Source organism: Micromonospora sp. NBC_00362 (assembly GCF_026342155.1).
GTDB classification, from domain to species: Bacteria; Actinomycetota; Actinomycetes; order Mycobacteriales; family Micromonosporaceae; genus Micromonospora; species Micromonospora hortensis.
Window position 1 is genome coordinate 5,615,118 of sequence record NZ_JAPENH010000001.1, and the last position, 17,768, is coordinate 5,632,885.

Here is a 17,768-nt window from a genome sequence, read left to right on the forward strand (position 1 = left end):
GGGCCGGTCAGCGGTCGGGGCGGCTGGTCAGCAGGGCAATGGTCAGGCCGGGGCGCGGCCAGACCTGGGTGACGGTGAAGTCGGTGCGTAGGGCGTCGCCCTTGGGGCCGGGCACAGCGGCCAGCGGCTCCGCGTGCCGGCCGGAGACGACGAGCCACACCCTCGTCGTACCGGCCAGGCACGGTGCTGGCTGGGGGCACTCGGCGGCCCACAGGTCGCCGCGGCGGACCTCGTCCTCGGTGACCAGCACGTCGCGTGGCGGGTCGCTGAGGTGGTACTCGATGCCGAGATCGAGGAAGAGCCAGCTGTGCCGGGGCGAGTAGACCACCGCGTCCCCCGGGCGTTGGCCGTCGGCGATCACCCGGGCCGCCCCCGCGTAGTCCACCGGCGCGCTGCGCGGCCACTCGTGGGTCCGTCGCAGCGCGGCCTGGTCGGGTAGGCCGAGCAGCCCGGCCAGGACCACCACGACGAGCGCGGCCGGAGCGGCCACGGCGGCCAGCGCCGCGCCCGCCAGCAGGCACGCGAAGGGCACCACGAAGACCAGGTACCGGGGCACCCACAGCGGTACGACAGTGCCGGCGGCGAAGAGCAGCAGTACGGGCAGCAGCACCGCGCCGACCGGCAGCAGGGAGCGCCGCCCGAGCCGGGCCGCGCCCAGCGCGGCGACCCCCACCAGCAGGCCACCGACCACACTGCTCTGGGCCACACCGCCGGGCAGCGCGCTCAGGTCGTCCAGCCGGGCCAGGTGGACCCAGTTCAACTGCCGGGACTGCTGGCTACGCGCCTTGACCAGCAGCGGGCCGGCCAGCAGCGCGACCGGCACCACGGCGACCAGCCACCGCCACACCCGCCGGTCCCGCTCGGCGTCGGGCTGGGCCGGGGTGGCGATGCCGGCCGGGGCCGGGCCGCGCCACCAGACGATGAGGACGACCAGCGCGTGGGCGGCGAGCAGTGTGAGCGCGATCAGGTGGATGAGCCCGAGAGCGGCGACGGCGGCGGCGTAACCGGCCCAGCGGGCCCAGCTCGGTCGACGCAACGCGGCCACCAGCAGCACTGTGGCGAGCACGGCGAGCATGGTGGCCAGCGCGTACGGGCGAGCCTCCTGCCCGTAGCGGGAGGTGCCGGGGAGCACCGCGAACAGCAGCCCGGCGAAGAGGCCGCCGCGCCGGTCGACGAGCCGCGCGCCGAGCACGGCGAGCAGCCCGGCGGTCACTGTCATCGCCAACACGGCCGGTACGCGCAGGGCGATCGTGGAGTCGCCGAAGACCCCCGTCCAGAGGTGCATCAGCAGGTAGTACGGCCCGGTGGCGGCGTCGATGGTGCCGGCCAGTCGGGCCAGGTCGCCGGGCGACCGGGTGGCCGCGCTCCACGTCGCCAATTCGTCGCGCCAGAGCTGGGCGGAGCCCAGCCCGGTCACTGTCACCGCCACTGTCAACAGCACCGGGGGGAGCCAGACCGGCAGGCGGCGCAGGTGCTCCCACGCCGCCCCGGCCGACCTCTCGGACAATTGCCGCACGGTCCGAGCCTGCCACGACCACCCCCTCCGTGGGCGTCACCGGCGCTCTCCGCGTTATGCCCGAACTGTCCTTGGTGACCAGCTGGTCGGCTGAGCTCCGGCCCGTGATGTGGGATCCAGCACGTGGACATTGGCCGGCCCCCATGGGGTGTGGCAGCATGGGCCCATGACCGCCGCAGTCGTCCGCCGCTTCGTGGCACGTCGCCACGTCGATTACGGCCGCGTGCGCAGCGCGATCTGTCCGGCCTACTGACGACGCCCGACCATTCTGTCTCGGGCGCGCTCCGCGCCGGCTGTCTCAGACACCGTTGTCCCGCCCGCTTCGCCGGGCCGGCCGCCGCGCCCCGCGTATCCCGAGGCACAGCAGACAACGGAGGACGCCGCGATGGCGGTCAGCAGCATCCCGGCCCGTTCCGAGGACCCGACGGCTCGCCCGACCCGAGCGCCGCGCCGGCCACGGGGTGAGGGTCAGTGGGCGCTCGGCCACCGCGAGCCGCTCAACCCCAACGAGCGGATCAAGAAGGACGACGACCCGCTCAACGTCCGGGCCCGCATCGAGACCATCTACGCGCATCGCGGCTTCGCCTCGATCGATCCGCAGGACCTGCGGGGCCGGTTCCGCTGGTGGGGCCTCTACACCCAGCGCAAGGCGGGCATCGACGGCGGGCGTACCGCGGTGCTGGAGCCGCACGAGCTGGAGGACGAGTTCTTCATGCTCCGGGTCCGCATCGACGGCGGGCAGCTCAGCCTTGCCCAGCTGCGGGTGATCGCGGACATCTCCCGGGAGTTCGCGCGGGACACCGCCGACATCACCGACCGGCAGAACATCCAGTACCACTGGATCCGGGTCGAGGACATGCCGGAGATCTGGCGTCGGCTGGAGTCGGTCGGTCTGCAAACCACCGAGGCCTGCGGCGACTGCCCGCGGATCGTGCTGGGCAGCCCGGTCGCCGGGGTGGCCCGCGACGAGCTGCTCGACCCGACCCCGGCGATCGACGAGATCGTCTCCCGGTACGTCGGCGACAAGCAGTTCTCCAACCTGCCCCGCAAGTTCAAGACGTCGATCTCCTGGCTGGTGGACACCCCGTACGAGTCGAACGACATCGCCTTCCTCGGTGTCGACCACCCGGAGCACGGGCCCGGCTTCGACGTCTGGGTCGGCGGGGGGCTCTCCACCAACCCGATGCTCGCCAAGCGGCTCGGCGTCTGGGTGCCGCTGGCCGAGGTGCCGGACGTGTGGGCCGGGGTGGTCGGGATTTTCCGCGACTACGGCTACCGCCGACTGCGCAACCGGGCCCGGTTGAAGTTCCTGGTGGCCGACTGGGGCGTGGAGCGTTTCCGCGAGGTCCTGGAGAAGGACTACCTCGGTCGTACGCTGCTCGACGGCCCGGCGCCGATCCTGCCGTCGAAGCCGGTCGACCACGTGGGCGTGCACGAGCAGTCCGACGGGCGGCACTACGTGGGTGCCGCTCCGGTGGTCGGGCGGGTCTCCGGCGCGCAGCTCAGCCAGCTGGCCGACGTGGTCGAGGCGCACGGCAGCGACCGGGTGCGGCTCACCCCGTACCAGAAGCTGCTCGTGCTCGACGTGCCGTCGGAGCGGACGGAGTCGCTGATCGACGCACTGCGCGGAATCGGTCTGGAGGCCCGGCCGTCCGCCTGGCGGCGCGGCACGATGGCGTGCACCGGCATCGAGTACTGCAAGCTCGCCATCGTCGAGACGAAGGCCCGCGGCGAGGAGTTGGTGGCCCGGCTGGAGCAGCGGCTGCGCGACTTCGACGCGGACATCTCGATCCACATCAACGGCTGCCCGAACGCGTGCGCACGCACCCAGGTGGCCGACATCGGGCTCAAGGGGCAACTGGTGGTCGGCCCGGACGGCCGGCAGGTCGAGGGTTTCCAGGTGCACCTGGGCGGCGGGCTGGGCATGGCCCAGGGGCAGACCGCCGGTTTCGGCCGCAAGCTTCGCGGCCTGAAGACCACCGCCGACGAACTTCCGGAGTACGTGGAACGGCTGGCCCGTCGCTACCTGGCCGGTCGGAGCGAGGGCGAGACGTTCGCCAACTGGGTGATCAGAGTCGACGAGGAGGAACTGCGGTGAGCAGCGAGAACCGAGCGGCACCTCTGTACTGCCCGTACTGCGGCGAGGAGGACCTACGGCCGCACGAGGCGGGTCACGGCGCCTGGGAGTGCCACGCCTGCACCCGGGTCTTCTCGGTGAAGTTCACCGGGTTGCTGAGTCGGGCGGTGACCTCATGAGTCTCGTCTCAGCCGCGAGCCTGCGCCTGGTGGGCCCGGGCGGCTCGACGTCGGCCGACCCGGCCCGGCGCGACCCGGACGAGCTGCGGGCCCTGGCCGAGCAGGCCGCTCGGGACCTGGAGGGCGCCCCGGCACTGGAGATCGCCCGCTGGGCGGCGCAGACCTTCGGTGAGCGGTTCTGCGTGACCAGCTCGATGGCCGACGCCGTGCTGGCGCACCTGGTCTCCCGGGTGGCCCCCGGGGTGGACGTGGTCTTCCTCGACACCGGCCTGCACTTCCCCGAGACGCTACGGGTACGCGACGAGGTCGCCCGGACGCTGCCGGTGAACGTCAGGTCGATCCGGCCCCGGCTCACCGTCGGCCAGCAGGACGGCCAGTACGGCCCTCGGCTGTTCAACAAGTCGCCGGACGACTGCTGCCAGTTGCGCAAGGTGGAGCCGCTGGAGCGGGCGCTGACCGGGTACGACGCGTGGGCCGCCGGTCTGCGTCGGGACGAGTCGCCGAGCCGGGCCAACACACCTGTGGTGACCTTCGACGCCCGTCGGGGCAAGGTCAAGGTCAACCCGATCGCGGCCTGGTCGCAGAAGGATGTGGACTCCTACATCGCCCGTTTCAACGTGCCGGTCAACGAGCTGTTCAAGCAGGGTTACGGGTCGATCGGCTGCTGGCCGTGCACCCGCCGTACGAAGGCCGGCGAGGACGCGCGGGCCGGCCGGTGGGCCATGTTCGAGAAGACCGAGTGCGGGCTGCACGTCTGACCTCCCCGGCGACGCCCCTGACCGACCTCGGTGCGGCTGGCGGGGCGGACCCGGTGGTGCTTGTCGCGCACGGCAGTCGTGACCCACGGGCTGCCGATGCCACCCGGGCGCTGGCTCGGGCGGTGTCGGCGGCCCGGCCGGGCACACCGGTGTGGGCGAGTTGGCTGGACCACACCGAGCCGGGGCCGACCGAGGTGCTGCGGGACCTGGCCGTGGCCGGTCACCGCCGGGCGGTGCTGGTGCCTCTGCTGCTGACCGCCGCGTACCACCATCGGGTGGACATTCCGGCGGCGGTCGCCGCGGCGACGCGGTCCGGGCCACCGCTGTCGGTACGGGTGACCGATGTGCTCGGGCCGGCGGAGGACACTCCCGATCCTGGGCTGCTGGCCGGGCTGTGCCGACGGCTGGGTGAGACGCGTCCGGGCCGCTTCGACGCGTTGGTGCTGGCCGCGGCGGGCACCCGGGACGCGCGGGCGCGGCGATCGGTGGGCCGGGTCGCCGATGCGCTCGGCGTGGAGTTCGGGGTGCCCTGCCGGGTGGCGTACGCCTCGGCGGCTCCACCAGCGGCCGGTGTGGCGGTGTCCCGGTTGCGGGCGTCCGGCGCGCGTCGGGTCGCGGTGTCCGCGTACTTCCTCGCGCCGGGGCTGTTCCATGACGCGGTGACCGAGGCGGCCGGGGCGGCGGGTGCGGTGGCGGTCGCCGCGCCGCTGACCGACGCACCGGAGTTGGTCGAGTTGGTGCTGCGTCGGGTCGACGATCGGCCGGTGCTGGCGTCTACGGGCTGACCCGTGCCGGCGCGGTGTGATCCGGCCCGTGCGGGCACTGGGTGATCCCGGCCCGTGCGGGCACTGGGTGATCCGGTGCCGGACAGCAGAACGCCCCGGTGGGCGAACCCACCGGGGCGTACAGCTGTGTGTTGGGGTTCAGGCGGAGTGAGCGCGCAACACCCGGAGACCGCCGCGCCGCTTGACGGCGCGCCGCTCCTCCTCGCTCATTCCGCCCCAGACGCCGGCGTCCTGACCAGACTCGAGTGCCCACTGAAGGCACTGGTCGGTCACGGAGCAGCGCCTGCAGACGGCCTTGGCCTGCTCGACCTGCAGCAGAGCCGGTCCAGACGTCCCGATCGGGAAGAACAGCTCGGGGTCCTCGTCGCGGCAGACACTATGGTGACGCCAGTCCATGGCGGCAACACTCCTCATTCTGGATGGGTGGCGAACAATTGCTTGTCGTGCTTTTCCTATATGCATCCGCAGTGCCGATGGTGACAGTTAGCGTCTGTCCATTCGGCAGTGCGTGAGCAGGCGTTCAGCGCCGGGGACCTGCTGGAACAGCTCAACCTGACGAGCATATCCAGGCAATGTCCCGGTAACTCAAGTTCGCTTGTGAATACTTTCACGAACAGTCGCGATGTCAAGGGTGACGCTCGGAAAAACTCCGGGCGGTGAGCAAGCCCACAACCCATTTGTCCGGATTCCAGTGCTTTCCTGGTTACCCGCCGTGCCACAGTCGAGGATCAATATAGTACAGTCCGCGTGACATTGCTGACATTTCCGGCACCTGCCCCTCGGTGTGGCGGCGACCAAGTCGATCGGTTGTGGCCACCGTGTCGACCAAGGGCAGTACCCGAGACCTAGCAGATTACTCTCAGTGCGGCCGGAACGGAGGTGAATCTGACTTTCTCCCGCTCGCCGAGATAGTCCCCGTCCAGCTGGAACGCCTGCGGACGACTGGAGACCAGCGTGAACTCCGCGGTGTCATGGAGTCGTAACACCTGCCGACCGCGTGGATCCGGTTGCCGGGACAGGAACTGCGTCACTGTCCGTGTTGTGCTAGCCACCCGGAGCTGACGCAACGCCAGCACATCGAGCCCCAGATCGAACGACGCCGCCGGGTTCGGGTTGACCTCCCGGTCGCCCAGGTACGTCCACGGTGCCGTGTTCTGGATGATGACGGTGGCCAGCTCGGCCTCCGCCGGCTCACCCGGACGCTCCAGGACGATCGCCGGATGCCGCCGGTCCGAGGCGAAGAAGTACTGGTTCATGATCGAACGCAGATAGAGCGATGGTGTCGAGACCCGCCCCTTCCGCCGGGCCTGCTCCACCCGGTGGATCACCGCGGCGTCCAGGCCGAAGCCGGCGCAGAAGGTGAAGTAGCGGTCGTCGGCGAGGCCCAGCCCCACCGTCCGGCTCCGGCCCAGCCGCAGCCCTTCCAGGATCATGCTGGTCGCCTCCGGCCACTCCCGGGGCAGACCCACAGCGCGGGCGAACACGTTTGTCGAGCCACCGGGGACGGTCGCCAGCGCGGGCAGTCGCTCCGCCATCGGCGCGTCGCCGGCGCGAGTCGGCGGTTCGGCCGTCATCAGGCCGTTCACCACCTCGTTCACAGTGCCATCGCCACCCAGGGTGACGACCAGGTCGACGCCCTCAGCGGCTGCCTCCCGGGCCAGCGCCACGGCGTGTCCACGCCGACGGGTGTAGCGCACGCTGAGATCGACTTCGCTGCGCAGCGCCCGGACGAGCACGTCCCGGCTGCGTTCGCTGGTGGTGGTGGCCTTCGGATTGACCACCAGGACGGCCCGCATGGGCGGCACTGTACCTTCCGGCAGCCCGGGTATCGTGGCGCGCGTGACCATCGACTCGGACCCGATCCCCGTCACGCTCCGCTGGGCGGTCCGGCTGCTGTGGGCGGAGGCGGCCGTCGTCGGGCTGATCGCCGTCTGGCTGATCTGGGCCGACCTCACGGCCACCCGCACCGACCTGCTGGTGGCATTGCTGGTGACAGTGTTCGCCATCGGGGCGGCCGTCGCGCTCTGGGCCCTGGGTCGCGCGCTGCTACGCCGTCAGGCGGGCGCACGAGCCCCCGCGATAGTGCTTCAGCTGATGCTGCTGCCGATCGGGTGGTTCATGATCCAGGCCGGCCTGGGTTGGCTGGGCGTGCCGCTGATGGCGCTCGGCCTGGGCGTGGCCTGGCTGCTGATCTGCCCACCGACGACCCGGGCCCTCGGCTTCGAGTGACCCCGCCGGTGCGTCGGACCGGTTAGTAGCCGCCGGAGCGGCGGGTGAGCAGCGCGATCGTGGCCCGATCGTCGGCGGCGGTGGCGGACGCCGAGGTGGTCAGCGCGGTGAGCACCTTCCAGGCGAACGATGACTCGCCGGGCAGGGTGGCACCGCGCACGGTCGGCACCGTCACCTCGACGGTCAGCGCGTCCTCGGTGACCGCGAAGCGGCACTCCAACTCGGCGTCGCGGGTGGCGATGGCGAGCAGCATGGCGCACGCCTCGTCGACAGCGATCCGTAGATCCTCGATCTCGTCGAGCGCGAACTGCAACCGGGCCGCGAGACCGGCGGTGGCGGTGCGGAGCACGCCGAGGTAACCGCCGTCGGCAGGCACCGTGAGGTGCACCACGTCGTCGTCGGTCGCTGGCTGGCCAGTCAGTTGAGTCACGCCTCATCCCCCCGGTCGGGGACTCTACCCGGTCAGTCGCCCGTACGCGTGCCGGCGGTGGTGGCGTGCTCGGCCAGCTCGCGGAGCGCGGCGCCGCTGAGTCGGTAGGGAACCCACTCGCTCATCTGTTCGGCGCCGATCGAGGCGTAGAAGCCGGCCGCCGGATTCCAGTCGATCATCCACCACTCCAGCCGCTGGTAGCCGCGTCGTACGCAGATGTCGGCCAGCGCGGCGAGCAGCAGTCGACCGGCTCCGGTGCCCCGGGCGGCCGGCCGGACGTAGAGGTCCTCCAGGTGGATGCCGTGCACGCCGGCCCAGGTGGAGAAGTTGAGGAACCACAGCGCGAAGCCGACCGGCTCGTCGTGCGCGTCCACCGCGACGTGACCGAAGAGCGCTGGAGCGGTCGTACGACCGCTCCAGCTCGGCGCGTCTGACGCCACGCCGCGACCTGGAGCAGTCGCGAAGAGCGCCGAGGTCAGTTGCTCGGTGGTGAGGTGGCACTGCTCCGCGGCACGCTCGTACTCGGCCAACTCGTGCACCATGGCGACGACGGCCGGCACGTCCTCGGGACGTGCCGGCCGGATCGTCGGGATGACCGGGGAGGTCACGCCTTCTTGGTCTCCCAGAAGATCTTCGAGATCTCGTCGATCTTCGCGAGCAGCTTGTCGGCGGTGGCCGGGTCGAGGCTGCCCTTGACGCCACCGGCGCCGGCGAGCTTGGTGGCCTCGTTGAACAGGCTGTGCAGGTTCGGGTACTTCTCGAAGTGCGGCGGCTTGAAGTAGTCGGTCCACAGCACCCAGAGGTGGTGCTTGACCAGCTCGGCGCGCTGCTCCTTGATGATGACGGCGCGGGTGCGGAACTCCGGGTCGGTGTTCGCCTGGTACTTCTCGCAGATCATTTTGACCGATTCGGCCTCGATCCGGGCCTGAGCCGGGTCGTAGACACCGCACGGCAGGTCGCAGTGAGCGCTCGCGGTGACGCGGGGCGCAAGGATGCGCGGAAGTCGCATCGGGATCCTCCATGGGAAGTTTGCGATGATCAAAGGCGACATTACTCCTGGGAATGCTCCCCGAACGGGGTGGAGGTGAAACCAGTGGCCGTCGATCACCCGGCTGAGGTGCCCCGGATGCGCGGGCCGCTGACCGCCGTTCTGGTGACCGGCCCGTCCATGGCCCCGACCCTGCGGCACGGCGACGCGGTTCTGGTTCGTCCCGGTGGCCGCCCGATCCGCGCCGGCGACGTGGTGGTCGCTGTCTTCCGGACCCGGCCCGATCTGCTGGTGGTGAAGCGTGCGGTTCGGCCGCAGGACGGCGGCTGGTGGCTGCGTGGCGACAACGACCTGATCACCGATGACTCCCGGGCGTACGGGGTGGCCGACGTACGAGGGCGGGTGGTGGCCCGCTACTGGCCACGCCCCGGACGGGTACCTCGCCGGCAGTTATGACCCTGCTCACATCCGAGGGGTGGTGCCGACACTATGCTCGGAAAGTGCCCGGGTGACCCCCCGCACCGCGTGCCACCGCTCGCCGCCCACCTCGCGGCGAGGCAGGCCGCCTCACATCTGCTCGACAGATCCTGGAGTCACCACCATGTCGTCGTCCACCGTGGACCCCGCTGATCCCGTCTTCCTCCTGCACCGGGGCGGCAAGATGGCCGTCACCTCGACAGTGCCGCTCACCAGCCGGGAGGACCTTTCCCTGGCGTACACCCCGGGGGTGGCCCGGGTGTGTGAGGCGATCGCCGCCGACCCCGCCCTGGTGGACGACTACACCTGGGTGTCGCACACGGTCGCGGTGGTCACCGACGGCTCGGCGGTGCTCGGGCTGGGCAACATCGGTCCCCGGGCCGCGCTCCCGGTGATGGAGGGCAAGGCGGTGCTGTTCAAGCAGTTCGCCGGGGTGGACGCCGTGCCGGTGTGCCTGGACACCCAGGACGTGGACGAGATCGTCGCCGTGGTGCGGGCGCTGGCACCGTCCTTCGGTGGGATCAACCTGGAGGACATCAGCGCGCCGCGTTGCTTCGAGATCGAGCGTCGGCTCGACGAGGCGCTGGACATCCCGGTCTTCCACGACGACCAGCACGGCACCGCAATCGTGGTGCTGGCCGCGCTGCGCAACGCCGCGACGCTGCTCGACCGCAAGCTCGGTGACCTGCGGGTGGCGGTGAGCGGCGCGGGCGCGGCCGGCGTGGCCGTGACGAAGATGCTGATCGCCGGGGGCGTCAACCCCGACCAGGTGGTGGTCTGTGACTCCAAGGGAATCATCGGCCGGCACCGCACCGAGCTGACCGGCACCAAGGCCGAGTTGGCGGCGAGCACCAACGCCGACGGCCGCCACGGCGACATCACCGAGGCGTTGCGCGACGCGGACGTGCTGGTCGGGGTCTCCGGCGGGCAGATCCCCGAGGCCGCGGTGGCCGGGATGGCGCCGGGCGGGATCGTGTTCGCGTTGGCGAACCCGACCCCCGAGGTGCACCCCGAGGTGGCCGCCCGGCACGTCGCTGTGGTCGCCACCGGGCGCAGCGACTACCCGAACCAGATCAACAACGTGCTGGCCTTCCCCGGTGTGTTCCGCGGCGCGCTGGATGCCGGCGCCACCCGGATCACCGAGGCGATGAAGGTCGCCGCCGCGGACGCCATCGCCGGTGTGGTGGCGGAGTCCCTGACCGCCGACGCGATCGTTCCGTCCCCGCTCGACCCGCGCGTCGCGCTGGCCGTGGCCGAGGCGGTCGCCGAGGCCGCCCGCCGCGACGGCGTCGCCCGCCGCTGAACGCACGCGTTGGCCGAGGGCGCTCCGACGCCGCCGGCCTGCGCGCAGGCTTCTTAACGAGCGCTCAGCTTGTTACCGTGCCGATCATGCGTGCTGCCTTTGCCTCCCGTTTCGACGACGCCGATCCGCTCGCCGCGCTCACCGTCGGCGAGCGGCCCGAGCCGACCCCTCCGGCCGACGACTGGGTGACCGTGCAGTTGCGGGCCACCTCGCTCAACCACCACGACCTCTGGTCGCTGCGCGGGGTGGGTCTCACCAAGGCCCAGCTGCCGATGATCCTCGGCTGTGACGCTGTCGGGCTGGACCCGGAGGGACGCCCGGTGGTCGTGTACCCGGTGGTCGTCACGCCAGGTGACCCGCGCGGGGTTTCCATCCTCTCCGAGCACTTTGCCGGGACGCTCGCCGAGCGGGTGGCCGTACCCCGGTCGAATCTGATCCCGCTGCCCGACGGCATGGCGGCGACCGACGCGGCGTGCCTCCCCACGGCCTGGCTGACCGCATGGCGGATGTTGACCACCAAGGGCCGCGTCGCGGACGCCGACAGCGTGCTGGTCCAGGGCGCGGGCGGCGGCGTGGCCACAGCGGCCGTCGCGCTCGCCGTCGCGATGGGCAAGCGGGTGTACGCCACCAGCCGCGACGCCGTCAAGCGGGACCGGATCTCGGCCCTCGGCGCCATCGCCGTGGAACCCGGTGCCCGGCTGCCGGAGCGGGTGGACGTGGTGATCGAGACGGTCGGTGCGGCCACCTTCGACCACTCGCTGAAGTCGGCCGCGCCGATGGCCCGGATCGTGGTCTCCGGCGCGACGGCCGGGCACGAGCCGTCGGTCAACCTGCGCCGGGTGTTCGCCATGCAGCTGGAGATCCTGGGCACCTCGATGGGCACGCCCGGTGAGCTGTACGAGCTGCTGGCGTTCTGCTCCGACAACGAGGTGCGCCCGGTGGTGGACAGCGTCATCCCGTTCAGCCGGGTCGAGGACGCCTTCGCCCGACTGCACTCCGGCGACGCCTTCGGCAAGGTCGTCATCGACCACACGGCCTGACGCGCACCGCGCGCGGCGTCGCCGCCCCGCCCGGCCTGGCCCCGCCCGGCCTGGCCTGGCCCGCCGCAAGATCGTGCAACATCACGGAAATAGTGGCCTCCGCGTCGTGGGAGGCAATTATTTCCTGGTTACTGCACGATCTTGTGGCGGTCGAGTGCCGGAGCGGCCGTCAGAGGTGGTCGTCGAAGGTGGCGATGTCGCCGCGCGTCGCGTCGGTGGAGATGCGCTTCTTGGCGTCGGCGTCGCCGTAGAGCGACCAACGCAGGAACTCGACCGACGTGTCCGAGACGACCCGCAGCGTCGCGCCGTCGCCGAGCAGCGCCCGCCCGTGGTCGCCCTTGGGCAGGCTCAGCATCGCCTTCGGCCAGGGCACCTTGTCGTACGCGGCCCTGCCCGCCGCGTACTCGACCACCTCGTCCAACTCGCCGTGCACGAACAGCTGTGGCGCTGCCGCACCCGCGAACGCGGTGCCCACGCCGAGCGCCGTGCCCGCGAACACCACACCCGCGTCCAGCCGCTCGTCCCGGCTCGCGGTGAACAGGCCGATGGTGGTCACCCCTCCCGCGGAGTGCCCGGCCGCGGCCACCCGCTCGCCGTCCAGCCGGCCGCGCAACGCGTCGCCGGCCTTGCCGTCCAACGCCAGCACCTGGCCCAACGCGTACGACACGTCGGCGGGTTGGTTGAGCACGTCGAGGACGTTGTTGTCAGCGCCCCGCGAGGTGTGCGGGAATGTCGGCGCGGCCACCACGAAACCCGCCGCCGCCCAGCGGGTCAGCAGCGTCGCGTAGTCGTCCGGTCGCCCACCCAGGCCGTGACTGAACATCACCACCGGGAACCGGCCCTCAGCCGCCGTCGCCGACCGCTTGGCCGCGCCGCCAGACTGCCCGGCCGCCGGGTACCAGAGCGTCGTCGGCAGCGCGCGGCCGTCCCGGTTCAGCTTGAGCTGGCGTACGCCGACCGCGAAGGCGCGCTGCGGGGCCTCGCCGGCGGGGACCTGCGGTGTCGGCGTGGCGGCGGGCGGTGGCTCGACGGGCGCCTGCTGACCCTCGGTCTTCCTGGCGTCCGCTGAGCAGCCGACCAGACCGGCCATGAGCACGGCGCTGGCCAGCAGGGCGGGGGTGACGCGACGTGGCATGAATCCGATTGTGCCTCGCCCCGCCGACGTGCCTGGTGGACTTCGACGCGGTGTGCCCGTCGACTCACCCAGCGCTGCGCGGTCGGTATCAGGCCGTAGCACGTTCGGCGAGCGGGCGTCGCCGACATGCGGCGTCGGTCAGCGCGCGCGGAGGGAAGGCGGCGTTGGGGGTGTACCGGTTCGTTCCAGCGCAACGATCTCGTCGATCCGGTCGGGGGCGCGTCGTTCCGGCATCCAGACCGGGTGCATCTGCTTGAACCCGACCTGGGCCGCTACCTGTGTCGGTCGGGTCAGTGGGCCGGGCGGGACTCGTAACGGGTCAGGGTGGGGGAGTGGGCGTCGGCGGGGAGGCGGGCACCGGCGGCCCGGTCGCCGTAGAGGGTCCAGCGCAGGAAGTCGGTGGTGGTGGCGAGCACCGGGGCGAAGCCGGGGTGACCCGGCGTGAGGTAGGTGCCGTGGTCCTGGCCGAGCAGGCTGAGGAACCCGGCCGGCCCGGGGGTGCGGGCGTACGCGGCCCGGCCGACAGTCACCGGCACCACCGGGTCGGCCGTGCCGTGCACGAAGAGCACTGGCGCGGCCGGCCCGGCGAAGCTGCCCGGCAGCCCACCGCCAGCGATCACGATCCCGGCGCGTAGCCGAGCCGGGTGACCCTCGCTGAACATGCCCGAGGTGGTGAAGCCGCCCGCCGAGTGCCCGGCGGCGGCGACCGAGGTCAGGTCGAGGTGCCCGGCGAGGGGATCGACAGGGCTCCGGTCGAGGTCGCCCAGATACCGGATCAGTCGCCAGGCGTCGGCCGGCTGGTGGCGTACGTCGGCCCGGGTGAAGTGCGCGGCACCCTGTCGGGTGTGCGGGTACGCGGGTGCGGCCACCACGAAGCCAGCCGCCGCCCAGCGGGTGGTCAGGCCGGCGTGCAGCTCGGGCAGGCTGTCCAGCCCGTGGCTGTAGACCACCACCGGGAACCGTCCGGCCGCCACCTGATCGGTCGACGCCGGGTACCAGATCGTCACCGGCAGGGGGCGCGTCGAGCGCGGATCGAGGGTGAACGTACGCACGCCGACGGCGTACGACACCTCGGGCGCCCGACGCGCCGACACCGGCCCGGTGGCCCCGCCGGCCACGGCGGTGGCCGGCGCACAACCGGCCAACAGCGCTGTCACCAGTACGGCCATCAGCCGGCCCGCCCCCATCGTTCCACGGTAGGTGCCCGGGCGGGCGTGGCGGCCCCGCCGTCCGGCTCGGGTGCACGCGCCACCCGGTCGGTCCCCTCCGCCGGCCGGGTCCACCCCTGGGACGCCGCGGGCCGGGGACGGTGCCGCCTGGCCGGCTTCGCTAGGGTCACCGACATGCCTGAGAACTACACGGACCCCAGCGGCAACACCGAGGCGTTCCGCGCCTTCAACCAGACGCCGGAGACCGCTGCGCCGACGGAGGCCCCGTCCCGCCTGCCGCTCATCATCGGTGCGGCAGTGGTCGTCGTGGTGCTGGTGGCACTCGTCGCCTGGCTGGCGACCGGCTGATCGAGTCGCCTGGCTGGCGACCGGCTGATCGATACGCCTGGCCGGCGTCTCGCTGATCGAGTCGCGTGGCTGGCGCCGGCACCGAACGGGCTTCACCGACTCGCGCGCACCCTCGGGTTCCCCGGGGGTGCGCGCCTCAGTGGCGTCAGGCCGCCCCGACCACGTCCCGGGTCTGCCGGGCGATTTCCCGCTCCTCGTCGGTGCGGATGACGCAGACGCTCACCTCGGCGCCGTCGGGCGAGATCAACCGGTCGCCCTCGCCGTCGTTGCGGGCGTCGTCCACTGTGATGCCGAGCCGGCCCAGGCCGGCCAGCGCGGTGGTCCGCACCGGCGCGGCGTGCTCGCCGACCCCGGCGGTGAAGGCGATCGCGTCGACCCGACCGAGCAGCGCGTAGTACGCCCCGACGTACTCGGTGATGCGCCGGCAGTACACGTCGAAGGCCAACGCCGCCGCCCGGTCACCGGCCGCCCGGCGTTCGAGCACCTCGCGCATGTCGTTGGCGCCGGTCAGCCCGAGCAGGCCGCTGCGGTGGTTGAGCAGGTCGTCGATGTCGTCCACCGACAGCCCACCCTCGCGGCGCAGGTGGAAGATCACGGTCGGGTCCACGTCGCCGCTGCGGGTCCCCATCACCAGCCCCTGCAACGGGGACATGCCCATCGAGGTGGCGACGCTGCGACCGTTCGCCACCGCGCAGGCGCTGGCCCCGTTACCCAGGTGCAGGGTGATCGTGTTGATCTGCTCGTACGGGCGGCCCAGCAGTTCGGCGGTGCGCCGGGACACGTACGCGTGCGAGGTGCCGTGGAAGCCGTACCGGCGGATGTCGTACCGCTCGGCGGTGTCCCGGTCGATCGCGTACGTCGCGGCGGCCTCCGGCAGGGTGTGGTGGAACGCGGTGTCGAAGACGGCGACCTGCGGGACGTCCGGCAGCGCCCCGCGGGCCACCTCGATGCCGGCGAGGTTGGCCGGGTTGTGCAGTGGGGCGAGCGGCACCAGATTCTTGATCGCGGCCAGCACGGCGTCGTCGACGAGTACCGGCGCGCTGAATGTCCGGCCACCGTGCACCACCCGGTGTCCGACCGCCGCCAGCCCGGCCAGGTCCAGCCCGTCCAGGATCTGCCGGACCGCCTCGGCGTGGTCCGCCGGGCCGCCGCCGGGCTCACCGATCCGCTCGACGGTGCCGTGGTCGAGTGCCCGGTCACCGTCGTAGCGGCGCCACTTCACCGACGACGACCCGCAGTTGAGCACCAGTACCCGACTCACGACGCCTCCTCGGTGGCCGCCTGGATGGCGGTGATCGCCACGGTGTTGACGATGTCCGGCACCGTGGCACCCCGCGACAGGTCGTTCACCGGCCTCCGCAGGCCCTGCATCACCGGGCCGACGGCGACCGCCCCCGCCGAGCGCTGCACCGCCTTGTACGTGTTGTTGCCGGTGTTCAGGTCCGGGAAGATGAAGACAGTGGCGTGCCCCGCAACGGGGCTGTCGGGCAGCTTCGTGGCCGCCACCGCCGGGTCGATCGCCGCGTCGTACTGGATGGGCCCCTCGACCAGCAGGTCGGGCCGGCGCTCCCGGACCAGCGCGGTGGCCGCGGCGACCTTCTCCACGTCGGCGCCCGCGCCGGAGCTGCCGGTCGAGTACGACAGCATGGCCACCCGGGGTTCGATGCCGAACCGGGCGGCGGTGTCGGCCGACGAGATCGCGATGTCGGCGAGCTGGGCCGCGTCCGGGTCGCGGTTGACAGCGCAGTCGCCGTAGACCAGCACCCGGTCGGCGAGCAGCATGAAGAAGACGCTGGAGGCCACCGAGACGTCCGGCAGCGTACGGATGATCTCGAACGCCGGCCGGATGGTAGCTGCGGTGGTGTGCGTGGCCCCGGAGACCATGCCGTCGGCGCGGCCGGTGGCCACCATCAACGTGCCGAAGTAGTTGGGCTGCGCCACGATGTCGTGCGCCAACTCGGCGGTGACGCCCCGGTGGGCGCGCAGCCGGGCGTACTCGGCGGCGAAGTCGTCGCGCCACTCGCTGGCGCCCGGGTCGACCACCTGCACGTCGCCGAGGTCGATGCCCAGCTCCCGGGTGCGTCGGGAGATGTCGTCCGGCCGGCCGAGCACCGTCAGTTCGGCCACTCCACGCCGTAGCAGGATCTCCGCCGCGCGCAGGATCCGCTCGTCGGTGCCCTCCGGCAACACCAGGTGCCGGGGCTTCGAGCGGGCACGGTCGATCAGCTCGTTCTCGAACATCAGTGGGGTGACCCGCGCCGACCGGCTGAACCGCAGCCGACGGGCCAGGTCGTCGGTGTCCACACAGCGCTCGAACGCGCCGAGCGCGGCCTCCACCTTGCGGGGATTTGTCGCGCTGGGCCGGCCCTCGATGCGACTGGACGCGGCCACCGTGTCGTAGCTGTCGAGACGTACGGAGAGCACCGCCAACCCGGTATTGAGTCCCTCCACCAGCCGCATGACCCTGGGGTCGGGCTGCTCGCCGAGGGTGAGCACCAGCCCGGCCACCGACACCTGCCCGGCCACGTGCGCGGCGCTCGCGGCGACGAGCAGGTCGGCCCGGTCCCCGGGGGTGATCACCAGGGCGCCCTCGGTGAGGTGGCCCAGCACTGTCGGCACGTGCGCCGCGCCGACCACGAAGTCCAGCACGTCGCGACCGAGCGCGGCGTCGTCCCCGGCCAGCAGGGTGGCGTCGAGCGCCGCAGCCACCTCGGCCACCGTCGGCGCGGACACGCTCGGCACCTCCGGGATGGCGTACGCGGGGACCGGCAGGTCGGGCAGCGTCATCGGCGCGGTCACCCGGTTGGCGATCACCGCGAGCACCGTCGCGCCGAGGTCGGCCAAATCGTGGTACGCCCCCCGCATCGCCGACGCGACAGCCGCCGGCTCCTGCCCGAAGCCGTCCACGACCGGCACCACCACGCTGCCGAACTCGGTGGCCAGCCGGGCGTTGAAGGCCAGTTCCCGGGGGTGGGCCGGGTCGCCCGGCTCGTCGAAGTCACTGCCCACCACCACCACCGCCGGGCACTGCCGCTCCACCGCCCGGTAGCGCTCGACGATGGCGGAGATGAGCTGCTCCCGGCGGCCGTCGGCGACCAGCGCCGAAGCCTCGGCGTAGCTCGCCCCGGCCAGTTCGGACAGCGGCACCTCGACCCGGTACCGCTCGCTCAGCAGGGCGAGGATCGGGTCCTGGCCGGTGTCGGCCACCAACGGCCGGAACACGCCGATCCGCCCGACCTGGCGGGACAGCAACTCCGCCAACCCGAGGGCAATCGTCGACTTGCCCCCGCCGGACCCCACGCTGGTGAGGTAAACACTCCGAGCCACGTTCCCA

At 72.1% G+C, this 17,768-nt stretch carries 19 protein-coding genes; 9 read left to right on the top strand and 10 right to left on the bottom strand.

What is annotated here, in order from left to right; all coding sequences use genetic code 11:
* Window positions 1–7: 7 nt before the first annotated feature.
* Window positions 8–1,516: a glycosyltransferase family 39 protein gene (locus OG992_RS25905; RefSeq protein ID WP_266304503.1), complete on the bottom strand. Its 1,509-nt coding sequence runs from the start codon at window positions 1,514–1,516 to the stop codon at window positions 8–10.
* Window positions 1,517–1,901: 385 nt separating this feature from the next.
* Between OG992_RS25905 and OG992_RS25910 the strand changes: the two genes are divergently transcribed.
* The 4 genes from OG992_RS25910 to OG992_RS25925 are packed head-to-tail and all read left to right on the top strand — an operon-like array spanning window position 1,902 to window position 5,315.
* Window positions 1,902–3,614, top strand: coding sequence for a nitrite/sulfite reductase (locus tag OG992_RS25910; RefSeq protein WP_266304504.1), 1,713 nt, complete (start codon window positions 1,902–1,904; stop codon window positions 3,612–3,614).
* Window positions 3,611–3,772 (top strand): hypothetical protein, encoded by a 162-nt coding sequence (locus tag OG992_RS25915; protein ID WP_165435836.1) that lies wholly within the window; start codon window positions 3,611–3,613, stop codon window positions 3,770–3,772. Before OG992_RS25910 ends, OG992_RS25915 begins: the two co-directional genes overlap by 4 nt.
* Window positions 3,769–4,530 carry a phosphoadenylyl-sulfate reductase gene (locus OG992_RS25920; protein ID WP_210784604.1) on the top strand — a complete coding sequence of 254 codons (762 nt, stop codon included), beginning with the start codon at window positions 3,769–3,771 and terminating at the stop codon, window positions 4,528–4,530. The genes OG992_RS25915 and OG992_RS25920 overlap by 4 nt, the downstream gene beginning before the upstream one ends.
* A 17-nt stretch (window positions 4,531–4,547) precedes the next feature.
* Window positions 4,548–5,315, top strand: a complete 768-nt coding sequence (locus OG992_RS25925; protein WP_266305275.1) for a sirohydrochlorin chelatase — start codon at window positions 4,548–4,550, stop codon at window positions 5,313–5,315.
* A gap of 138 nt (window positions 5,316–5,453) precedes the next feature.
* On the opposite strand, the gene OG992_RS25930 is transcribed toward OG992_RS25925, so the two are convergent.
* Both OG992_RS25930 and OG992_RS25935 read right to left on the bottom strand, forming a co-directional pair.
* Window positions 5,454–5,711 (bottom strand): WhiB family transcriptional regulator, encoded by a 258-nt coding sequence (locus OG992_RS25930; RefSeq protein WP_088950012.1) that lies wholly within the window; start codon window positions 5,709–5,711, stop codon window positions 5,454–5,456.
* A 449-nt stretch (window positions 5,712–6,160) separates the two neighbouring features.
* On the bottom strand, window positions 6,161–7,111 hold the full coding sequence (locus OG992_RS25935) for a diacylglycerol kinase family protein (RefSeq protein WP_091406065.1): 951 nt from the start codon (window positions 7,109–7,111) through the stop codon (window positions 6,161–6,163).
* Window positions 7,112–7,154: 43 nt separating this feature from the next.
* On the opposite strand from OG992_RS25935, the gene OG992_RS25940 reads away from it, so the two are divergent.
* Entirely contained in the window at window positions 7,155–7,544 is a 390-nt protein-coding gene (locus OG992_RS25940; protein ID WP_266304505.1) for a hypothetical protein, read from the top strand.
* A gap of 22 nt (window positions 7,545–7,566) precedes the next feature.
* On the opposite strand, the gene OG992_RS25945 is transcribed toward OG992_RS25940, so the two are convergent.
* Genes OG992_RS25945 through sodN form a run of 3 tightly spaced genes read right to left on the bottom strand, consistent with a single transcriptional unit; the run spans window position 7,567 to window position 8,983 of the window.
* On the bottom strand, window positions 7,567–7,974 hold the full coding sequence (locus OG992_RS25945) for an ATP-binding protein (RefSeq protein WP_266304506.1): 408 nt from the start codon (window positions 7,972–7,974) through the stop codon (window positions 7,567–7,569).
* 32 nt (window positions 7,975–8,006) lie between these two features.
* Window positions 8,007–8,582, bottom strand: a complete 576-nt coding sequence (locus OG992_RS25950; protein WP_238687426.1) for a GNAT family N-acetyltransferase — start codon at window positions 8,580–8,582, stop codon at window positions 8,007–8,009.
* On the bottom strand, window positions 8,579–8,983 hold the full coding sequence (gene sodN / locus OG992_RS25955; RefSeq protein ID WP_088987805.1) for a superoxide dismutase, Ni: 405 nt from the start codon (window positions 8,981–8,983) through the stop codon (window positions 8,579–8,581). The genes OG992_RS25950 and sodN overlap by 4 nt, the downstream gene beginning before the upstream one ends.
* A gap of 84 nt (window positions 8,984–9,067) precedes the next feature.
* Between sodN and OG992_RS25960 the strand changes: the two genes are divergently transcribed.
* From OG992_RS25960 to OG992_RS25970, 3 genes are all read left to right on the top strand, one after another.
* Window positions 9,068–9,418: a S24/S26 family peptidase gene (locus OG992_RS25960; protein WP_323181915.1), complete on the top strand. Its 351-nt coding sequence runs from the start codon at window positions 9,068–9,070 to the stop codon at window positions 9,416–9,418.
* Between the two features lie 145 nt (window positions 9,419–9,563).
* The gene (locus OG992_RS25965; protein WP_266304507.1) at window positions 9,564–10,742 is read left to right on the top strand and encodes an NADP-dependent malic enzyme; all 1,179 of its coding nucleotides are present in this window, start codon (window positions 9,564–9,566) and stop codon (window positions 10,740–10,742) included.
* Window positions 10,743–10,819: 77 nt separating this feature from the next.
* The gene (locus tag OG992_RS25970; protein WP_266304508.1) at window positions 10,820–11,782 is read left to right on the top strand and encodes a zinc-binding dehydrogenase; all 963 of its coding nucleotides are present in this window, start codon (window positions 10,820–10,822) and stop codon (window positions 11,780–11,782) included.
* A 169-nt stretch (window positions 11,783–11,951) separates the two neighbouring features.
* On the opposite strand, the gene OG992_RS25975 is transcribed toward OG992_RS25970, so the two are convergent.
* Window positions 11,952–12,917, bottom strand: coding sequence for a chlorophyllase (locus tag OG992_RS25975; protein WP_266304509.1), 966 nt, complete (start codon window positions 12,915–12,917; stop codon window positions 11,952–11,954).
* A gap of 290 nt (window positions 12,918–13,207) precedes the next feature.
* A complete protein-coding gene (locus OG992_RS25980) occupies window positions 13,208–14,104 on the bottom strand; it encodes an alpha/beta hydrolase (protein WP_238687423.1) in 897 nt (298 codons plus the stop codon).
* A gap of 156 nt (window positions 14,105–14,260) precedes the next feature.
* On the opposite strand from OG992_RS25980, the gene OG992_RS25985 reads away from it, so the two are divergent.
* Window positions 14,261–14,434 carry a hypothetical protein gene (locus OG992_RS25985; protein WP_167362491.1) on the top strand — a complete coding sequence of 58 codons (174 nt, stop codon included), beginning with the start codon at window positions 14,261–14,263 and terminating at the stop codon, window positions 14,432–14,434.
* A 145-nt stretch (window positions 14,435–14,579) separates the two neighbouring features.
* Here the strand turns inward: OG992_RS25985 and OG992_RS25990 are convergent, their stop codons facing one another.
* Together OG992_RS25990 and pta are read right to left on the bottom strand one after the other, a co-directional pair.
* Window positions 14,580–15,695 carry an acetate/propionate family kinase gene (locus tag OG992_RS25990; protein ID WP_266304510.1) on the bottom strand — a complete coding sequence of 372 codons (1,116 nt, stop codon included), beginning with the start codon at window positions 15,693–15,695 and terminating at the stop codon, window positions 14,580–14,582.
* Entirely contained in the window at window positions 15,692–17,761 is a 2,070-nt protein-coding gene (pta, locus tag OG992_RS25995) for a phosphate acetyltransferase (RefSeq protein WP_238687421.1), read from the bottom strand. Before pta ends, OG992_RS25990 begins: the two co-directional genes overlap by 4 nt.
* Between the last annotated feature and the right edge of the window lie 7 nt (window positions 17,762–17,768).

Excerpts from the sequence above, each read along its gene's own strand:
- OG992_RS25965 (WP_266304507.1), top strand. The coding sequence starts at position 9,564 with ATGTCGTCGTCCACCGTGGACCCCGCTGATCCCGTCTTCCTCCTGCAC.
- OG992_RS25930 (WP_088950012.1), bottom strand. The coding sequence starts at position 5,711 with ATGGACTGGCGTCACCATAGTGTCTGCCGCGACGAGGACCCCGAGCTG.
- OG992_RS25935 (WP_091406065.1), bottom strand. The coding sequence starts at position 7,111 with ATGCGGGCCGTCCTGGTGGTCAATCCGAAGGCCACCACCACCAGCGAA.
- OG992_RS25975 (WP_266304509.1), bottom strand. The coding sequence starts at position 12,917 with ATGCCACGTCGCGTCACCCCCGCCCTGCTGGCCAGCGCCGTGCTCATG.
- OG992_RS25985 (WP_167362491.1), top strand. The coding sequence starts at position 14,261 with ATGCCTGAGAACTACACGGACCCCAGCGGCAACACCGAGGCGTTCCGC.
- OG992_RS25920 (WP_210784604.1), top strand. The coding sequence starts at position 3,769 with ATGAGTCTCGTCTCAGCCGCGAGCCTGCGCCTGGTGGGCCCGGGCGGC.
- sodN (WP_088987805.1), bottom strand. The coding sequence starts at position 8,983 with ATGCGACTTCCGCGCATCCTTGCGCCCCGCGTCACCGCGAGCGCTCAC.
- OG992_RS25910 (WP_266304504.1), top strand. The coding sequence starts at position 1,902 with ATGGCGGTCAGCAGCATCCCGGCCCGTTCCGAGGACCCGACGGCTCGC.
- OG992_RS25980 (WP_238687423.1), bottom strand. The coding sequence starts at position 14,104 with ATGGGGGCGGGCCGGCTGATGGCCGTACTGGTGACAGCGCTGTTGGCC.